General features: G+C 67.2%; 15 protein-coding genes. 12 read left to right on the top strand and 3 right to left on the bottom strand.

What is annotated here, in order from left to right:
• Positions 1-80: 80 nt before the first annotated feature.
• The 12 genes from NZM16_RS11540 (at position 81) to NZM16_RS11485 (ending at position 14283) form a co-directional block, all read left to right on the top strand.
• The gene (locus NZM16_RS11540) at positions 81-1088 is read left to right on the top strand and encodes an ABC transporter permease (protein ID WP_295480500.1); all 1008 of its coding nucleotides are present in this window, start codon (positions 81-83) and stop codon (positions 1086-1088) included.
• A gap of 273 nt (positions 1089-1361) precedes the next feature.
• The gene (locus tag NZM16_RS11535) at positions 1362-2132 is read left to right on the top strand and encodes an ATP-binding cassette domain-containing protein (protein ID WP_295449689.1); all 771 of its coding nucleotides are present in this window, start codon (positions 1362-1364) and stop codon (positions 2130-2132) included.
• Positions 2129-3331, top strand: a complete 1203-nt coding sequence (gene iolM / locus NZM16_RS11530; protein WP_295449687.1) for a scyllo-inosose 3-dehydrogenase — start codon at positions 2129-2131, stop codon at positions 3329-3331. Before NZM16_RS11535 ends, iolM begins: the two co-directional genes overlap by 4 nt.
• A 16-nt stretch (positions 3332-3347) precedes the next feature.
• Positions 3348-4382, top strand: coding sequence for an alcohol dehydrogenase catalytic domain-containing protein (locus NZM16_RS11525; RefSeq protein ID WP_295449684.1), 1035 nt, complete (start codon positions 3348-3350; stop codon positions 4380-4382).
• A gap of 180 nt (positions 4383-4562) precedes the next feature.
• Positions 4563-5537, top strand: a complete 975-nt coding sequence (gene iolN, locus NZM16_RS11520) for a 3-dehydro-scyllo-inosose hydrolase (protein WP_295449681.1) — start codon at positions 4563-4565, stop codon at positions 5535-5537.
• A gap of 106 nt (positions 5538-5643) precedes the next feature.
• A complete protein-coding gene (locus NZM16_RS11515; protein WP_295449678.1) occupies positions 5644-7146 on the top strand; it encodes a tagaturonate epimerase family protein in 1503 nt (500 codons plus the stop codon).
• Positions 7147-7219: 73 nt separating this feature from the next.
• Positions 7220-8263 carry a D-isomer specific 2-hydroxyacid dehydrogenase family protein gene (locus NZM16_RS11510; protein WP_295480498.1) on the top strand — a complete coding sequence of 348 codons (1044 nt, stop codon included), beginning with the start codon at positions 7220-7222 and terminating at the stop codon, positions 8261-8263.
• A 200-nt stretch (positions 8264-8463) separates the two neighbouring features.
• Positions 8464-9951, top strand: coding sequence for a gluconokinase (locus NZM16_RS11505; protein WP_295480496.1), 1488 nt, complete (start codon positions 8464-8466; stop codon positions 9949-9951).
• Positions 9952-10109: 158 nt separating this feature from the next.
• Positions 10110-11522: an NADP-dependent phosphogluconate dehydrogenase gene (gene gndA / locus NZM16_RS11500; RefSeq protein ID WP_295449672.1), complete on the top strand. Its 1413-nt coding sequence runs from the start codon at positions 10110-10112 to the stop codon at positions 11520-11522.
• A gap of 66 nt (positions 11523-11588) precedes the next feature.
• Positions 11589-12410 (top strand): SDR family oxidoreductase, encoded by an 822-nt coding sequence (locus NZM16_RS11495; protein ID WP_295449670.1) that lies wholly within the window; start codon positions 11589-11591, stop codon positions 12408-12410.
• Positions 12397-13278: a 5-keto-L-gluconate epimerase gene (gene iolO / locus NZM16_RS11490; RefSeq protein ID WP_295449666.1), complete on the top strand. Its 882-nt coding sequence runs from the start codon at positions 12397-12399 to the stop codon at positions 13276-13278. Before NZM16_RS11495 ends, iolO begins: the two co-directional genes overlap by 14 nt.
• Before the next feature lie 189 nt (positions 13279-13467).
• A complete protein-coding gene (locus NZM16_RS11485) occupies positions 13468-14283 on the top strand; it encodes a TIM barrel protein (protein ID WP_295449663.1) in 816 nt (271 codons plus the stop codon).
• A gap of 201 nt (positions 14284-14484) precedes the next feature.
• Here NZM16_RS11485 and NZM16_RS11480 read toward each other — a convergent pair whose 3' ends face one another.
• The 3 genes from NZM16_RS11480 to NZM16_RS11470 all read right to left on the bottom strand — a co-directional run.
• Complete coding sequence (locus NZM16_RS11480; protein WP_295480494.1) at positions 14485-14901, bottom strand: type II toxin-antitoxin system VapC family toxin; 417 nt, start codon at positions 14899-14901, stop codon at positions 14485-14487.
• Complete coding sequence (locus NZM16_RS11475; RefSeq protein WP_295449660.1) at positions 14898-15158, bottom strand: type II toxin-antitoxin system Phd/YefM family antitoxin; 261 nt, start codon at positions 15156-15158, stop codon at positions 14898-14900. The genes NZM16_RS11480 and NZM16_RS11475 overlap by 4 nt, the downstream gene beginning before the upstream one ends.
• Before the next feature lie 89 nt (positions 15159-15247).
• Positions 15248-18170 (bottom strand): helicase-related protein (locus NZM16_RS11470; protein ID WP_295480492.1); only part of this gene is annotated, 2923 nt, incomplete at its 5' end.

The raw sequence follows: 18170 nt of genomic DNA, 5'->3' as shown, positions 1-18170 counted from the left end.
GTTTTGGGGCTGGGGCGCCGTCGAAGGCGGCGCCCCAGCCCCAGAAAGATTTTTTAATGAAATCCCGGTAGAGAGCTTCCATGATGGATCCACAAACCGTTGAAGCCCGTGTGCAGATGCGAGTTCGTCAGCGGGCTTGGTCGATCTCGCTGGCGGAGCTGCGGCGATACCCGGAGGTGGGGGCCCTGGCCGGGTTCCTCGCTGTCTTCCTTAGCTTTTCCATCGTCGCCCCTCACTTTCTGACCCCCGCCTCCCTGGCTGGGATCATGACGATCGCCGCTGAGCTGGGGTTGGTGGCGATCGGGGTCACACTGCTGATGATCGCCGGGGAATTCGACCTCTCGGTGGGATCCGTGCTCGGGGTCTCGGCGATGGCCTTCGCTTTGATGGCCCGAGCGGGGATCCCTCATCTGATCGCCTTCCTGGGGGCCCTGGGGCTGGCCGCGGCGATCGGGGCGCTGAACGGCTGGGTGGTGACCCGTGGAAGGCTACCCTCGTTCATCGTCACCCTGGGGTCTATGATGTTCTGGCGAGGGGTGCTCTTGGCGGTGACGGGAGGGTTCCCCATCGCCTATGAAGAGAAATCCCTCTTGATGTTCGCCCTCTCCGGCCGGCTCCCCGGCGGCTTCCATGCCTCCGCCCTCTGGTTCCTGGGGGTCGCGCTGATCGCCACCCTTGTTCTTACCCGCACGCCCTTCGGCAACGCCATCTTCGCCTCGGGGGGCAACCCTCAAGCGGCCCGGGCTCTTGGGGTGGAGGTGGCCCGCGTGAAGCAAATCGGCTTCATCCTTACGGCGGTGCTGGCGGCTCTGGCAGGCATCATCCAGTTCAGCCGGTTCGGATCCGTGGATCCGCTGCGAGGCGAGGGGATGGAACTGGAAGCCATCGCCGCCACGGTGACCGGTGGGACCCTGCTCACCGGGGGCTATGGGAGCGTGATGGGCACCGTGCTCGGCGCCCTCATTGTGGGGATGGTCCGTAACGGCCTGGTGCTGGCTGGGGCGCCGGCCTACTGGTATCGGGCCTTCATCGGGCTGGTGCTGGTGGGGGCGGTGATCATCAACCTGCGGATCCGCCGATCGGGATGAGGGCCTGGGGAGGGAATCCCCCAGGGTTTTTTCCATCTTCGCTTTAAGGGTTTTGGAAGGTGGGTCTGGTGGTCGAAAGCCCTCAGCCCAACCCCCGAGAGATGTTTTGCGGCATGCGCTCCCTCCGGCAGCGAGTCCGATCGCAGGGCGCTTCGCTGAACGTCTTTAGGGCGGGGGAGAGGGGCTGGGGACCAGAGGCTTTTAGCATCGCCCCCGAACCCTAATGTCCGACAGCAGGGAGCGCGAGGTCTTATGCATCACAGGAGAGCGAGGATGAGCGAAGGGCGATGGCTGGTGGAGATGCGGGGGATCATCAAGCGGTTCGATGGCGTGGAGGCCCTGAGCGGGGTGGACTTCGCGGTGGGTTATCAGGAGGTGGTCGGCCTGCTGGGGGATAACGGAGCCGGTAAGTCCACCCTCATCAAGATCCTGACTGGCTTCCACACGCCGGACGCTGGCGAGATCTACTGGGAGGGGCAACCGGTGCGCTTCCGCTCGCCCCGCGAGGCCCGGGCCCTGGGCATCGAGACGGTCTACCAGGACCTGGCCCTGGTGGACAAGATGAGCATCGCCCGGAATTTCTTTCTGGGTCGGGAGCCCGTGCGGCGGATCGGCCCTTTCTCACTCCTGGACATGGGAGAGATGGAACAGGTCACCCGCCGGGTGCTGGAGGAGATCGGCATTCGGGTCCGTTCGGTGTGGGAGCCGGTCTCTATGTTGTCGGGAGGGGAGCGGCAATCGATTGCCATTGGCCGCGCCCTTCATTTCGGGGTGCGCCTGTTGATCTTGGACGAGCCCACTTCCGCCCTTTCCATCAAAGAGACCCGTAAGGTGCTGGGGTATGTAGAGGAGGTCCGCCGGCGGGGCCTCTCGGTGATCTTTATCACCCATAACATCTATCACGTCTACCCGGTGGCCGATCGGCTGGTCATCCTGAGCCACGGCCGCAAGATCGGAGATTTCCGAAGGGCGGAGGTCTCGCCGGAGACGGTGGCGGAGATCATTGCCGGTGGGATGATCCTTCCCGAGGAGGAAAGGTCATGAAAGCGGTAGTGGTGGAAGCGAAATGGGATCCGCGCCCGGATTATCCGCTCTCCGATTGGGAGCGAGAGACCGGCAAGGCGATCACCGGATCCAGCATCTGGCGGCACCCCCGTTTCTCCATCCAGGAGGTCCCGGATCCCGCCCCCGGGCCGGATGAGGTGGTGCTCCGGGTGAAGGCGTGCGGGGTATGTGGGTCGGACCTCCACTTCTATGAGACTGACGAGGATGGTTACATCTTGTATCCGGGCCTGGTGAAGTTCCCGGTGATCCCGGGCCATGAGTTCTCCGGGGAAGTGGTGGCAGTGGGGAAGGAAGTGCGGGATCTGCGGCCGGGCGACATGGTGACCTGCGAGGAAATGTTGTGGTGTGGGGTCTGCACGCCATGCCGCAGCGGTTTCTTCAACCACTGCACCAACCTGGAGGAGCTGGGGTTCACCGTGCCCGGGGCGATGGCGGAGTATGTGGCCGTTAAGGCCAAGTATTGCTGGAAAATCGACGCCATCGCTGAGCGATACGGAGACGTGGACAAGGCCTACGAGGCGGGCTCCTTAGTGGAGCCGACCAGCGTGTCCTACAACGGGATCTTTATCCGCGCGGGCGGGTTCCGACCGGGGGCCTATGTGGCGGTCTTCGGCGCGGGGCCGATCGGCCTGGCGGCCATCGCCCTCTCCCGGGCGGCCGGGGCGGGGAAGGTGATCGCCTTCGATGTGAGCGCGTCCCGACGGGAGATGGCCCTGCAAATGGGGGCGGACGCCGCTTTCGATCCCCGGGAGATCCCGCCCAGCGAGGCGGTCCGGGATCTCACCCGCGGTGAGGGAGCGGATCTGTTCGTTGAGGCGGCTGGGGCTCCGCCGCGGACGTTGCCCGAGATGGAGAAGGCGCTGGCCATCAACGGGCGGATCGTGGTCATCGGCCGGGCAGCGGAACGGGTGCCGCTCTACCTGGAGGTTTTGCAGGTGCGGCGGGGGCAGATCTTCGGCTCCCAGGGCCATTCCGGGGACGGGATCTTCCCCAGCGTGATCCGGATGATGGCGGCGGGGCTGATCGACATGACCCGCATCATCACCGCCCGCTATCCGCTGGCCCGTGCGGTGGAGGCGGTGGAGCGGCTGAGCCAGCGGGTGGACGCGAAGATCACCATCAAGCCGGATCTGCGGGAGGCGCCGGAGGCGGAGCCGGCGGCGGCCGCCACGGCCTGAAGGGGAGGGCTCAGCCATGGCCGAACAGATGCCGGCGGTGGTGTTCCAGGGGGAGGGGCGCTGGGGACTGGAGAGGCGGCCCGTCCCCTCGGTGCGCAACCCCGATGATGTGCTCCTTCAGGTGGAGGCCTGTGGGATCTGTGGCACCGATCTGCACATCTTGGAGGTCCCCCCGGGCCATCCGGCGACCCCCGGGGTGATCCTGGGCCATGAGGTCATCGGCCGGGTGGTCGAAGTCGGCCCGGCGGTGACCCATCTGCGGCCCGGGGACCGGGTGGCGGTGGCCCCGAACCTGTATTGCGGCGTCTGCCGCTTCTGCCAGCGGGGGCTTTACAACCACTGCGAGCATTTCACCACGCTGGGGATCTTCCTGGACGGCGGGATGGCCCTGTATGAGGTGGCCCCGGCCCGGGCGCTGTTCCCTATCTCTTCAGAGGTCCCTCTGGAACGGGCCGTCTTTGTGGAGGTGCTTTCCACCGTGGTCGGTGGAACCCTTCAGGCTCGTCTGCATCCCGGGGAGCACGCGGTGGTGCTGGGATGCGGGCCGGTGGGCCTGCTGTTCCTCCAGGTCTTCCGCGCCAGCGGGGCGGGGAGCCTGATCGCCGCGGACGTCGCCTCCTTCCGGCTGGAGTTCGCGCGACGGGCGGGCGCGGATCTCGTGGTCAACCCTCGGGAGCAGGACCTGGAGGCGGTGGTGCGGGAGGTCACCGGGATCGGGGCGGATGTCGTCGTGGATGCGGTGGGCTCGCTGATGGGAACCGCCCTGCGGCTGGCCCGGCCGGGGGGAACGGTGGTCCTTTTCGGGATGAACGCCCAGGCGCGGGCGGAGATCGCCCAGTATGACATCACCCGCCGGGAGATCCGGGTGGTGGGCAGCTATGTGGGCCGCCACACCTTCCCGATCGCCATCCAGATGCTGGAGCGAGGGGTCATCCGACCAGAGGTGATGGTCACCCATCGCCTGCCCCTGGAGCGGTTCGGGGAGGGGCTGGAGTATCTACGCCGGGGGGAGGCGGTGAAGGTGATGATGGTGCCGGAGGATGCTCACTGATCCTTCACGCCATATGCAGCTCCCGAGCCCACGTGGGAGTTTAGGGTGGGGGCGCCGCCTTCGGCGGCGCCCCAGCCCCTCCCCACAGGAGGATCCGCTCGGGACAACTTCCCGCCCTCCGCTTGTCCGAAGCCCAGGTCAGTCGCGATGCACCACTTAACCGAAATCAGGAGGTTGACGATGGGCAAGTGGCAGATCCCGCCGGAAGGCGGCCATATGGATCGGCCGACGGGGATCTACTTCCAGAACATGACCGGCAAGGAGGTCATGGAGCGCCTCAAGCAGAACGACCTGATCATCATCCCGGTCGGGGCCACGGAAGCCCATGGCCCCCACGCGCCCTATGGGGAGGATGTCTTTCTGGTCACCCGGATGGCCGAACAGGTGGCCCTGCGGACGGGCTGCACGGTGAGCCAGCCGCTGTGGTTCGGCTCCCATCCCTATCACCATATGGGGATGCCCGGCACGATCATCGTCCCGGAGGACACTTTCATCGAGATGCTCACGGCGATCATCGCTGGGTTCTGGAACACAGGCTTCCGCAAGCAGATCATCCTCAACGGCCATGGCCAGGAATACGTCATCCCGATTGCGATCCACCGCTTCGCCAAGACGTATAAGGTTCCCGCGATCATCGTCAACGTCAACTGGTATCACGCCATCCCGGATCACTTCAAACTTAAGTCCGAGGGCGGGCCGTATGAGACCCACTTCGTCCACGCGGATGAGGTGGAGACCAGCTGGAGCCTGGCCCTGTTCCCGGAGTTCATCCGGATGGAAGATGCGGTGGACACGGAGACCTACAGTTTCCTGCCCACCGACAGCGAGCACATCGACAAGGCGGGGAACCTGTTGCGGAAGCCGATCGCATGGTATGCTCAGGTGGGCCTGCGGCCCATCGAGGTGAAAGCCTATCAGCCGGGCGTGGTAGGGAAGGCGACCCTGGCCAGCGCGGAGAAGGCGAAGCCGGGGGTGGAGCAGTTGCTGGACTACCTGGAGAAGCTGGTGCGGGACATCTTAGAGGCCTTCCCGCCTGGAAAGTTGCCGCCGCTGGAGGGGGTGACCGAACGGGAACGGGAAATGCTGGAGCCCTACCTCAAGATGCCGTTCGAGCCCGGCTGGCGGAGCCTGTATGAACTCCACTATCCGATGTGAACGCTCACCCGCATCGGGCTGGCCAAATCTTCCTCTTTCCGGGCCGCCGAAGGAAGCCTCGGCGGCCCGCGCCTTGTGGTAACCTGAGTGATCGCCCGGGGGAACGATGACCTTTGGGTGGGAGCAGTTCACGGAGAAGCTGAACGCTCAAGGCTGGCGACCGATCCCCGGTTCCCTGCGGCCGGTCCCCCAGGGCGGGGCGGTCTTCATCGCCCGGAAAAACGGGGAACGCGCCCTGGGCTGGGTCGGGACAGGCATCCCCTTCGAGGTCCCTCCGCTGTGGGGCCCCCTGGAGCTGGACGGGGGGACCATCGGTCTTTTCGCGTGGGATGAGCGGAGCTATGCAGCGTTGCGTCGTCTGCTTCCGCTGGCCCCGCGTCGCTGCGACCGGCCCGTCTCTTTCGGGGCCGGCGATCGCCTGGGGATGGCCACCGCGGCCCAGCTGGCTGCCCTGCGGCGCTATCCGGTTTTCCCCATCCTGGCCCAGCAGTCCCCCCGGGAGCTGGCCCGAACCGGGCGGGACTTCCGGGATGTGTTGCGAACGGCCGTGCTGGGCGTGCTGGAAGCCGGATATGCGGGGCCCTTCGGGGCCGACGCCGACCACCTGCAGGAGGAGGCCCAGCTCCGCGCGGCGGCGGAAGCCGGATACTCGCTCTATACGTTCGATCTGCGCCGGGCGCTGGCCCGCGGGCCCCGGGCCCAAGAGGCGCTCTCCTCCACCGCCCGCGCGGTGGTGGCCGAACTGGCGGGGCGCCGGATCGCTTTCCCCGGAGGGGTTTACGCACTGGACGAAGAGGCGTTGTGGGAGGCTGCACGCGTCTACGAAGGGGCGTTGGAGGAGGTGGTTCGCGGCGCCGAGATCCTGAAGGCGATGGGGATCGATGCCGACCTGGAGGTTTCGGTGGATGAGGTTGAGACGGAAACCCCTCCGGAGGCCCACGCCTTCGTGGTCCGGTATCTGCAGCGCCGCGAGGTGGAGCTCTGGAGCCTGGCGCCGCGGTTCCCGGGGGTCTTCGAAAAGGCCGTTGACTATGAGGGGGAGGTCGAACGCTTCGCCCAGGCCGTCGCCCTTCACCATGCCCTGGCCCGCTCCCTGGGCGGGCACCGCCTCAGCCTGCATTCCGGAAGCGAAAAGTTCCGGATCTTTCGGGTGTTCGCCGAGCGCACGGAAGGCCATTTCCACATCAAGACATCCGGCACGACTTGGTTGCAGGCGGTGCGGGTGATCGCCCGCTATCGCCCGGCGCTCTTCGCTGACCTCTACGCGTTGGCCCGGTCGGCCCTCGAGGAGAGCCGCCGCGATTATCCGATCGCCCTGCGGCGGGAGGACCTGCCGGAGGGCCTGCCCGCAGATCCAGAGGCAGCCCTGGCCCACCGGGCGATCCGCCAGCTGTTCCACATCTCCTATGGGATCCTGCTCGCCCGCTTCGGGGCGGAGATCCGACAGGCCCTGGTCGAACACGAGGCCGAACACGCGGCCGCTGTGACGGGGAACCTCGAGCGCCATCTGGAGGCGCTCTTTGAGGGCCGGGAATCCACGGGTGTCGACCTTCTTCCCAGCCCCTCGGGCGAGGGAACGGGAGAACCGGAGGGGCCGGGGAGGGCTTAGCGGGGCAGGCCCGGCACGATCCCTCTTGGGATTTGCGTTAACCGGCTGGAACCTATTTTCGGCGTGGAGTCCTATGCGCCCGCGCATCGCGATTGTGAACTCCAGCAGCTTCGGCCTCTATTTCCCGGAGCACCTCGATCGGCTGGCGGCGCTGGGAGAGGTGCGGCGCTTTGAGTTCCCTTCCAACGTTGAAGGACGGGAGCTGGCCCGGGCACTTCAGGGTTTTCCCATTTTGATCGTCAGCGTCTCCCCGCGCTTCGGCCCCGAGTTCTTCGCCCATAAAGACGAGACCTGGCTGATCGCCCGCCACGGCATCGGTGTCGATAACATCCATCTGCCCTCGGCGACCGCCCATGGGGTGCTGGTCACCCGGGTGACCCCATGGATGGAGCAGGACGCAGTGGCGGAGATGACTGTGGCCCTGCTGCTGACGATCCTCCGTCGCATCCCGGAGGCGGCGGCAGCGGTGCGGGAAGGGCGATGGGCCGAGCGGGCGGCCTTCGTCGGGTGGGATCTGCGGGGAAAGACGGTGGGGCTGATCGGGTTCGGCAACATCGGGAGCCGGGTGGGGGAGATCCTCCGCCACGGGTTTCAGGCCCGGGTGCTGGCGTATGACCCCTATGTGCCCCCGGAGGCGATCCGGGGGGGAGGAGCAGAGCCGGTGGACCTGGATACGTTGCTCCGGGAGGCGGATATCCTCTCCCTGCACGCCGCCCTCACCGAGGAGAACTTCCATATGCTCTCCCACGAGGCCTTCGCGAAGATGAAGCCCGGCGTCATCCTGGTGAACACGGCCCGGGGGGAGCTCATCGATGAGGCGGCGCTGATCGCCGCGCTGGAATCCGGGCGTGTGGCGGGAGCGGCCCTCGATGTAGTGGAAGGGGAGCCCATCGGTTCCGATCATCCGCTGCTGCGTTTCCCGAACGTGCTGGTCGTGCCGCATATCGCGGCTTATACCTATGAGACCCTGCGTCGGATGGGCGCGAAGGTGATCTCGGATGTAGAGCGGGTGTTGCGAGGTGAGATCCCGGAGGAAGTGGTCAACCCCGAAGTCCTCCCGCATGCCCGCGCGAGGAAACGGGGCGCTCCGCTGGTTGATGGATCTTCGGTCCTGTGAGCGGGAGAACCAGGCATGCGGGCCGTCTCCCGGTGGGGAGGACCGGCTGGCTCCTGCTCCCCGCGGCCTTCCCTGCTTTGGATGGAGAAGGGAATCCAGCGGGCCGCGCATTGCGGCCCCCTGGGCGGCCCATGGCCCCGGGCGCGGAAGATCCCTTCCCCGGCGGAAGGCTTTCCGACATGCTCTTTAAGGAGAGGGCCGTGCGCATCCTGGCCGCGGACATCGGCACTACGCATTTAAAAGCTGGCTGCCTGGATCTGGAGGGGCGATTGCGTCGCGTGGCCGTCCGGGAGATCCCGGTCCTCCAGGACGGATCCGGCCGCGCGGAGCACGATCCGGAGGTCCTCTGGGATCGGTTCGTGGACGCGGTGCGGGAAGCAGCCGGAGAGGAGGCCCGTGTGGTCCGGTGGATCATCCTCTCCGGCTATCAGCTCAGCCTTCTGCCGGTGGACGCGGCCGGTCGCCCTCTGATGGGGATCATGACGCTGCTGGATACCCGCCCTCGGGAGACGTTCCCCGGGCTGCTGGCCCGAATGGACGTGGGGGCGATCTACCGACGGACGGGGTGCCCGCCGCTTTTCCAGTATCCGCTGGCCAAGCTGGAGTGGCTTCGGGTTCGCCGGCCGGAGGTCTTCCGGAAGGCCCGCTGGTTCCTGGGGGCCAAGGATTATCTGCTGCTCCGGATGTTCGGCAGGCCCGTAACGGATCCCTCGCTGGCGACTGCCACCCAGATGATGGATGTGGAAACCCTGCGCTGGGATCCGGACATCCTGGAGCTGGTGGGATTGGCGGAAGGCCATCTGCCCGAAGTGGTTCCTCCGGAAACGCGGTTGGGCTCGCTCCGTCCGGAGGCGGCGGAGGCCCTGGGCCTGCCGCGGGAGGTGGAGGGGATCGCGGGGGTGTATGATGGGGGAGCGGTGGGACTGGGGCTGGGGGCGGCGACGCCGGGTGTGGGGGCGATGAACCTGGGCACAACGGCGATGATCCGCCTGGTCGCCGATCGCCCGATCCTGGATCAGTCTCCCCGGATGCGCTTACAGACCTATTATCTGGCCGGAGGGCGATGGTTTCCGGGTGGGGCCATCAACAACGCTGGGAACGTCCTGAGCTGGCTGCGGGAGGCCGTGCTGGGCCTGGGATACGCCGACCAGGAGGCGCTGGCGGAGGCCGTGGGTCAGCCGACCGGAGTGCTGTTTCTCCCGTTTTTGACCGGAGAGCGGTATCCGGGGATCAGCCATCTGGCCTCCGGGGTGATCTTCGGCCTGCGAGCCCACCACACCCGCGGGCATTTCGCGCGGGCGGCCATGGAGGGGGTGAGCTTCGCCCTCCGGCTGATCCTGGAGGCCCTGCGGGACAACCATCTGATCCCGCTGCGGTTACGGGCAGGCGGCGGGGGGACCCGTTCCTCCCTCTGGATGCGGATTCTGGCCTCCGTGCTCCAGATCCCCGTGGAGGTTTCGGAGGTCTCGGAGCCGGCCCTGATGGGCAGCGCGGCCCTGGCGCGGGTCGCGATCGGCGCTGCCCCGGATCTCCAGGTAGCCGTTCCGGAGACCGCCGCCCAGGTCTATGAGCCGGTGGCGGAGTGGGTTCCGATCTACGAGCGGCAGTTTGCGCGGTTTCAAGCTTTGATGGAGGATCTGGAGGCGGCGTTCCGACGTCACCAAGAAGCGATCGCGGAGGGCAACTGAGCGCGGGGACCATCGGCTTCGAGCGGCGCAACCCCGGTTGCCCACCGCAGGTTTTCAGCCGAGAGGGATCCTCCGAGCTCTCCGCGGGTTTTGGGGCTGGGATGCCGCCTGAAGAAGTTCCGTCGGCCTTTTCGATATCCCAGCGGAGCGGATCAGGGATGGATCGCAGCAGTGAGATCGGGGTGGTCGGTTTAGCGGTCATGGGCCAGAACCTGGCCCTCAATTTCGCGCGGAACGGGTTCCGGGTGTGCGTCTACAACCGGACGCCGGAGCGGACGGAGGCGTTCCTGCGGGATCGCGTGCGGGGAGAGCCCATTGTCCCGGCCTACACCATCGAGGAATTCGCGCGCTGTCTGGAGCGTCCCCGCCGGATCCTGTTGATGGTGCAGGCTGGGCCGGCCGTAGATCAGGTGATCGAGGCGTTGCTCCCCCACCTGGAGCCGGGGGATCTGGTGATGGACGGGGGCAATTCCCACTACGCGGATACCGAGCGGCGCATGCAATGGCTGGCCGACCGGGGGATCCGGTTCCTGGGGGTAGGGATCAGCGGCGGCGAGAAGGGTGCATTGCTCGGCCCCTCGATCATGCCCGGCGGGTCCCCGGAAGCCTACGCCATGGTCGAAGCCATGCTCACCCGCATCGCTGCGCAGAGCGAGGAAGGCCCGTGTTGCGCCTATATGGGTCGGGGTGGAGCCGGGCATTACGTGAAGATGGTGCACAACGCCATCGAGTATGCCTTCATGCAGGGCATTGCGGAAGTTTATGATTTCATGAAAACCGCCCTGGGGATGCCCACCGAGGCCATCGCGGAAACCTTCGAGCGCTGGAACGAAGGGACGCTGAACGCCTTCCTCACAGAGCTGGCCGCCCGCGTCCTTCGATATCGGGATCCGGAGACCGGAGACCCGCTGGTGGAGCGGATCCTGGACAAGGCGGAGCAGAAGGGGACGGGGCGATGGGCAGCTCAAAGCGCGCTGGAGCTGGGAGTGCCAACCCCCACGCTCACCGTTGCCGTCCTCGCCCGGACCCTTTCCCACTTCAAGGCGGATCGGGAGCGCATTGGGGCAGCGTTCCCGTGGCCGGATCGGCGCACGCCCTCTTCCCCGGAAGCGGCGCTCAGTGATCTGGAGGCGGCGCTCAACCTGGTGGTCCTGGCCGCCTTCTCTCAGGGGCTCTGGCTGTTGCATGAGGCCTCGCGGGCTTACCGCTACGGCACGGATCGGGCGGAGGTCCTGCGGGTTTGGCGGGCAGGATGCATCATCCGAGCCCGCTGGCTGGGGTTCCTGCGGGAGGTCGTGCGGGAGGACCCGGAGGATCCCCATCTGCTGTTCAGCGCGCGCTTCCGGGCCGAGCTCCAGGCCCGCCTGTCGGCAGCTGGGCGGATCTTGCGGGAGGCTTTCGAGGCGGGGGTTCCGATGCCGGCGCTGAGCACGGCGGCCGACTATGTGCTCTCCATGCGTCGCTCCCAGCTGCCGGCCAATCTGATCCAGGCCCAGCGGGACGCGTTTGGAGCCCATACCTACGAGCGGTTGGATCGGCCCGGCGTCTTCCACACGGAGTGGCTGGATTGAGGCCGGCGTCACCGGCCCATTCGCTTTTGAGAGGGAAGGGTCGACCTCGCATCGGGAGGAGCCGCGATGAGCGATCTGGAAACGCTGTTTTCATTGAAGGGCAAAGTGGCGTTACTCACGGGGGGCGCTGGGGTGCTGGCGGGCGCGATCGCCCGGGGCCTGGGCCGGGCAGGAGCCCGGCTGGTGATCACTGACATCGGCCCCCTGGAGGGCCGCTTGGCGGAGCTGCAGGGGGAAGGATTGGAAGCCTGGGGATATCGGATGAACGTCCTGGATCGAGGGGAGATCGAGCGGGTGGCGGAGCAGGTGCAGCGGGAAGTGGGGCCGGTAAACATCCTGATCAACCTGGCGGGCGGGAACGTGCCGGAGGCCACTGTCGGGCCAGAGCGCCCATTCTTCGATCTGCCCCTGGAGGCCCTGGAGAAAGTGGTGGCCCTCAACCTCTTCGGTGGGGCGATCCTCCCGAGCCAGGTCTTCGCCCGACAGATGGTCCAGGCCGGGGAAGGGGTGATCATCAACGTCTCCTCCATGGCGGCTTTCCGTCCGCTGACCCGGGTGGTGGGCTACGCGGCGGCGAAGGCCGCGGTGAGCAACTTCACCCAGTGGCTGGCGGTGCATCTGGCCCAGGAATACTCGCCGAAGATCCGTGTGAACGCCATCGCGCCGGGCTTCTTCCTCACGCAGCAGAACCGCTATCTGCTTCTGGATGAGCAAGGGAACCTGACGCCTCGAGGCCGGGCGATCCTCGAACACACCCCGATGAGGCGGTTCGGGGACCCGGAGGATCTAGTGGGCACGGTGATCTGGTTGGCCTCCCCAGCCAGCGCCTTCGTCACCGGGGTGGTGGTGCCGATCGATGGAGGGTTCAACGCCTATGCCGGGGTTTGAGGCCATGGCGTGGCCGCTGGCCTTTGTGCTCTCCTGGCAGCCCACCCGCTTTGAGGCGGTGACCGCCGTAGGGGATCTGGAACGGGATCTGGAGGGATTGCGGGCGCTGGGATACGCGGGCGTGGAGCTGGCGGTGCGGGATCCCGCCACCGTTCCGGTTCCATCGCTGAAGGCGCTCCTGGAGCGCTGTGGGCTGCAGGTCCCCGCCATCGGCACCGGACAAGCGTGGGTGGAAGAGGGATTGTCCCTTACCCATCCGGATCCCGCTGTGCGCCGCGCAGCCCTCGCCCGGCTGGAGGCCCACCTGGAGCTGGCGGCGGAGTGGGGCGCCCTGGTCATCATCGGGCTGATCCGGGGACGTCGGATGGAAGGCGTCAGCCGGGCGCAGGCGCTGGACTGGCTGAGCGAAGCCCTGGTGCGCTTGGCGGATCGGGCCGCTTCCCATCGGGTTCGATTGGCGGTGGAGCCCCTGAACCGCTATGAAACGGATCTGTTGAACACGGTGGAGGAGGCGCTTTCCCTCATCGAGCCGCTGGGGCTTTCCCATGTGGGCGTGCTGCTGGATACGTTCCACGCCAATATCGAGGAGGCCTCCCTGGAGGGGGCGATCGCCCGCGTGAGGGATCGCCTGTTCCACGTGCATATCGCGGATTCCAACCGGTGGGCGCCGGGGTGGGGCCATCTGGATTTCGATCCGGTTCTGAAGGCGCTTCGGGAGATCGGTTATCGAGGATGGCTCTCCGCGGAGGTGCTGCCCCAGCCCTCGTCGGAGGAGGCGAGGGCGCAGGTGGTTCGATGGGCTCGGGGGCGCTTGGGGTCTCTCTTCTCCCAAGGGCCGCTCAATTGGTCACCTGAATTTGCTTGGTGACAATCTGGATGATCCCTGGCATGGATTCGGGGTTCGCTTTTCTACCTCCCCACGCTGCTTCGCGGCCGTAGCTTCTGAAATGAACTCCCCGGGGAGGCAGGAAACGGGAAGTTTGGTGATCGGTGGGGGGAAAGGCCGCATCCGGCGGTCTGTTCTCTCACGGGATCCCTCGAGGGGGAGAACGCGAAGATGGTGTTGCGGTTTGCTGCCAATCTCTCCATGCTCTGGCGGGAAGTCCCCTTCCTGGAGCGCTTCACCCGGGCCCGGGAGGCCGGCTTCGAGGCCGTGGAGTTCCACTGGCCGCGCGGAGAGGATCTCCAGGCGGTCGTAGAGGCGGCCCGCGCCAGCGGCCTGCGGGTGGTTCTGCACAACATGGACGCAGGGGACATGGCCGCGGGCGAGCGGGGCTATGCCAGCGATCCGGATCGACAGGAGGAATGGCGCGCGCGGTTCTTAGAGGCGCTGGACCTGGCCCGACGCTTGGGGTGTCCGCGGCTCAACTGCCTGGTGGGAAATGCGCGGCCGGACCTTCCCCGGGAGCTGCAGTGGGCGGTGGCGCTGGAGAATTTCCGCTGGGCGCTGCCGCGGGCCCAAGAGGCCGGCGTGACGCTCCTGTTGGAAGCGCTGAACCCCATTGAGAACCCCCGCTACCTGCTCCATCGGACCGCGGACAGCCTCCATCTGTTGGGAGCACTAGGGTTCCCGCCTAACCTGAAGATCCAGTATGACATCTACCATATGCAGCGGAGCGAAGGGAACCTCATCGCCACCCTCCGCGAGGCGTTCCCTCACATCGGCCACGTGCAGATCGCGGATCCGCCGGGCCGACATCAACCAGGCACGGGGGAGATCGCGTGGGCCCGCGTGCTGGGGGCGCTGGAGGCCCTGGGGTATGAGGGCTACATCGGGCTGGAATATGTGCCGCTGGGAGGGACGATCGAATCCCTGGAGTGGCTTCCCCCGGAGAAGCGGAGGGAGGCGACGACGGTGGACTTGCGAATTTAGCGCGGGGACTTCCGGACCCGCCATCCGGAGGGCAAGCGCTCAACCTCTGACCTTCGCGCCGCCCTTCCCGGCGCGGAGATCCGCCCTCGGGCGGTGCCACGTTCACCACCGAGGGCATTTTTGTTTTGAAGGGGCCATCGCTTACAGAATTATGTCCCAAGGGGGCAGGGCGCAGGGAGCAGAGGGGCCGAGGGGTGGGAGTTAGGGGTCCTGGTCGGGGGTGAGGACGGGGATGCGCAGGGCGACGCGGAGAGCCTGTTCCTGGTCCCAGGTCACCAGCGGAAGGCCCAGATGGACGGCGAGGGCCACATAGGCCGCATCCGCACCCCGCAGTCGCAGGTCGGCTGCCAGACGGGCCATCTTCCGCCCCAGCCGCCGGTCCAGGGAAACCAGGCGAAGGTTGGGAACGCGCAGCAATCCCTCCACAGCCCGATGGCCCAACTCCGGCGCACCCGTCCGCCGGGCGATGGCTCCCGCCACTTCCGCCAGCAGCAGGACCGGCGCCACCAGCAGGTCTCCCGCTGCCACCCGGACCTCCAGCCAGCGGCGGCTGGCCTCGTAGTGGACGTCCTGAGGGACCAACCGGCTCACCCAGACGCTGGCATCCACGACTCTCACCGGTCTCGCCGCTCTTCCCGGATGGCTTCTACAACGGTCTGGCCCTGGGGCCAGCGGGCGCCGATCTCAGCGGCCAGCGCGTCCAGGTCAGTCCAAAGGGCGGAGAGGTCGGCCGGAGACGCAGGCGGGCGGGCAGGGACCAGGTGGGCGATCACCCGGCCGTGGCGGGTGATGGCCACCGTCTCACCGTCCTCATAGACCCGGCGCAGGATGGTGCCGATCTGTTCTTTCAGCCTTCGGACCCCTACGGTGTGCATCTCGTGCTCCGATTGTGGGCACAATTGTGCCCTCATTGTATCCCCAATCGGCGCATCTGGCAAGGGGTCCGCGGAGGGAGACCGGAGCCTTATGGGCCAGGTCCGAAGAGGTCCGGGTAGGCGGCGATCTGCTCCTCTAGGTCTCGGTCATACCGAATGACGACAACCCGGTAGCCCAGGTCCCGCAGGGCGGCGCGGATGCGTTGATCCTCTGCGGCCACCTCCGGCCGGTCGTGGACGGCGCCGTCGCAGAAGACACAGGCCCGCGCGGTCTCGTAGTAGAAGTCCGGACGAGCAGGGTAGTCCGCCAGGTTGGGCTGGGCGTAGTCCGGCAGGCGGCGGCCGGTGCGGTAGAGGTGCTCCAGGAAGCGCCGCTCCAGGGCTGATGCGGGATCGGTGCGATCCAGCAGCCATCGGAACTGCTCCTCCCGGCTGCGTCCTCCCTGCCTGACCTCCGGCGCGCTCTCAGCCAGCGCCAGCAGCAGGTCTCGTGCCCGGTGGCGGTCCAGGTAGGGGTGGTCCTGCTGGTTGCGGTAGGTGAGGAGGCAATCGTAGCAGGCACGGGCGCAGCCCTCGGCCTCCCCCTCGGCCAAAGGCCGCGGCGGGCGCTCGTCCTCTCCCCCAGGGCCGAAGTGACAGATGGAGAGCGCCTCCCGCGCTGCCTGCCTCAGTGTGGCGGGGTCCTCCGCCAGCCGGGAGAGGACACCCAGCCCTCCCTCCGCTGCTTCCCAGAAGAGGATCGCCCGGTAGGTCCCCGACCCCACCCGTTCCGAGGCCAGTTCCTCCTCGTCCACTTGGAAGATGGCTTCTATTCCCCGCTGGAGGGCGGCCTGGAGGGAGGCCAGCAGCGCTTCGTCCGCCTTTCCCTCCAGATAGACCAGCAGGATGTTGCGGGTGTCCCGGACCAGGATGCGGACGCCACTGATGAGGGTTCGCCGGGGCTCTGGTCCCCTTTCCTCCTCTTCGTCGGGGCGGGGCAACCACTCCCCACGCCCTGGATCCAGGGTGAAGCCCACCTCCCGGGACCGCCGCCAGCCGTGGTTGATCCGCCACAAGGTCGCTGAGGGGCCGTAGACCAGGCGCAAGCCGGTGATGCCGGAAGGCGCGCCAGGGAGAGGCACCCGGACCTCAGAGATCTGTGGGCCGCTGGGCCCCGGCGCAAAGCGGAAGTGGCTGGTGACCTCGTACCCTTCCCGCAGCCGCTCCTCCTCGTCGCAGGTAATGCGCTCCCGCCGCTGGGTCACCACGTCGGTCATCTCAAAGAAGCGCTCGCTGTAATCGCTGTTGGAGGCGTCCAGCGGAGTGCCACAGAGGGCACAGAGGTCGGTCTGGGCCTCATCTCCCTCGTGGAAGGCGCCGCAGACGCGGCAGAGCTTGGCCCGGACGAAACGGGCGGTTGCGTCGCCGCCGGGCAGCTGGCTGCGGATGACCCGATACTTGTTCCCCTCGTGGTAGATGATGTTGCCCGGGCCGAACTCGGTGAGGGCCAGGAAGCGGGGGCGGGCGATGAACTCCCCCCGGTCGCCACTGGGGATGTAGGCCCGGATGGGCAGGCGAGGGAAGTTGTAGCCAGGCAGGAAGCCCTCACTGGCCAGGTAGCGATAGGGGTAGAAGTCGGATTCGCCCACGCCCTCCAGGTTGCAGAGGAGGTCTTTCTGACGACGAGCCTCCCGCTCCCGCCGCTCCGCTTCCTCCACCTCTTCCCTGGGCACCCGCATTTGATGGGACCGGTCGATGACGGCCCGCGCTCCCTGCAGTTGGCGGTCGGCGGCGGCGTACATCTCCCGCCAGCGGTCAAAGGCCCGGTCAAAGGCACGGGGAGCGTCGTTCAGGACCTGCTGGAGCCAATCGCCCGCATAGCGGGCGGTAGCTGGATCGGATTCCAGAACCCTCCGGCACTCCTCCAGGCATTCCTGGAACTTTCGCCCGGAGAGGTGGATGTAGTGCTGGACTCGCTCCCTAAGCGGGAAGCCGGGTTGGGACACGTCTACCACTTCGGTGATGGAGTGCCCCAGGGAGAGGCCGGTGTGGGCCAGCCAGATGGCATGGATGTGGGCCCGGAGCATCTCTTCGTTGCTCAGGTCCAGCCGGGGCGGGGCGACCGCGCCGGAGACCATGCGGACAGGGCGATGGAAGAAGTACTGGTCGTGGCCGCTGCTGGCGGCGCAGTAGGTCAGGATGAGGGCGGGCTGGCCGCTCCGACCGGCCCGGCCGCTGCGCTGGGCATAGTGGGCCGGGTTGGGGGGGACGTTGCGCAGATGGATGACGTGCAGGTCGGCGATGTCTATGCCCAGTTCCATGGTCGGGGAGCAGAAGAGACAGGCGAGCTCTCCCTTGCGGAAGGCTTCCTCCCGCTGAAGGCGCAGTTCCCGCGCGACCTGGCCGGTGTGCTCCCGCCCCTCCAGAGGGCCCAGATCGGCGGCCAGGCGGGCGTAGAAATCCCGGAAGAAGGCGTTGGCCTCCCGGCTCAGCGGCTGGGCGAAGCGCATCCAGCGGCTGCGGACGGGGTCCGGGGGCGGCGCAAAGCCCTCTCCCCGGCGCCAGCGAAGCGCGTCCGCCCGGACCTGGATGGCCGTCCGATCGTCAGTGAAGGCGATATAGCCGCCCAGCCGGAGGGCCTCTAGCCAGGCCGGGAGCAGCTCTCCATACTCTTTCTCGCTCAGCGGAGCACGCAATTCGGGCCAGGCCTGAGGGGAGCGGAGGAAGCGGCCCAATGTGCTGCGGGGGGAGAGGCTCAGGTCGTGAGGCCCGCGCGGGGCGTCGCCCAGGACGGCGCGGCCCGCCTCCCGCAGCCGCTCGTCCTCGCCGAAGGTCCAGGGCTCTTTCAGCGCCTGGGTCACCTGCTTGCGGATTCGCGCCTGCCGCTGCGGGTCTAGGCACTCCGCGTCCAGGATGAGGGCCCGGCGCAGGTGGTCCAGGAAGGCCCGGGCGACGAAGGCCCGCCGCTGAGGAGAGGCTTGGCTCAGGAAGGGATGGCCCTTCCAGGCTGCCGGGTCGCGGCAGAAGTCCTCC

Source organism: Thermoflexus sp., assembly GCF_025055495.1.
GTDB lineage: Bacteria > Chloroflexota > Anaerolineae > Thermoflexales > Thermoflexaceae > Thermoflexus.
This window is presented reverse-complemented; position numbering and strand designations above follow the sequence as displayed.

What these genes read in the sequence shown, in the direction of transcription:
- NZM16_RS11540 (WP_295480500.1), top strand. Translation starts at nt 81, where the DNA reads ATGATGGATCCACAAACCGTTGAAGCCCGTGTGCAGATGCGAGTTCGT.
- NZM16_RS11535 (WP_295449689.1), top strand. Translation starts at nt 1,362, where the DNA reads ATGAGCGAAGGGCGATGGCTGGTGGAGATGCGGGGGATCATCAAGCGG.
- iolM (WP_295449687.1), top strand. Translation starts at nt 2,129, where the DNA reads ATGAAAGCGGTAGTGGTGGAAGCGAAATGGGATCCGCGCCCGGATTAT.
- NZM16_RS11525 (WP_295449684.1), top strand. Translation starts at nt 3,348, where the DNA reads ATGGCCGAACAGATGCCGGCGGTGGTGTTCCAGGGGGAGGGGCGCTGG.
- iolN (WP_295449681.1), top strand. Translation starts at nt 4,563, where the DNA reads ATGGGCAAGTGGCAGATCCCGCCGGAAGGCGGCCATATGGATCGGCCG.
- NZM16_RS11515 (WP_295449678.1), top strand. Translation starts at nt 5,644, where the DNA reads ATGACCTTTGGGTGGGAGCAGTTCACGGAGAAGCTGAACGCTCAAGGC.
- NZM16_RS11510 (WP_295480498.1), top strand. Translation starts at nt 7,220, where the DNA reads ATGCGCCCGCGCATCGCGATTGTGAACTCCAGCAGCTTCGGCCTCTAT.
- gndA (WP_295449672.1), top strand. Translation starts at nt 10,110, where the DNA reads ATGGATCGCAGCAGTGAGATCGGGGTGGTCGGTTTAGCGGTCATGGGC.
- NZM16_RS11495 (WP_295449670.1), top strand. Translation starts at nt 11,589, where the DNA reads ATGAGCGATCTGGAAACGCTGTTTTCATTGAAGGGCAAAGTGGCGTTA.
- iolO (WP_295449666.1), top strand. Translation starts at nt 12,397, where the DNA reads ATGCCGGGGTTTGAGGCCATGGCGTGGCCGCTGGCCTTTGTGCTCTCC.
- NZM16_RS11485 (WP_295449663.1), top strand. Translation starts at nt 13,468, where the DNA reads ATGGTGTTGCGGTTTGCTGCCAATCTCTCCATGCTCTGGCGGGAAGTC.
- NZM16_RS11475 (WP_295449660.1), bottom strand. Translation starts at nt 15,158, where the DNA reads ATGCACACCGTAGGGGTCCGAAGGCTGAAAGAACAGATCGGCACCATC.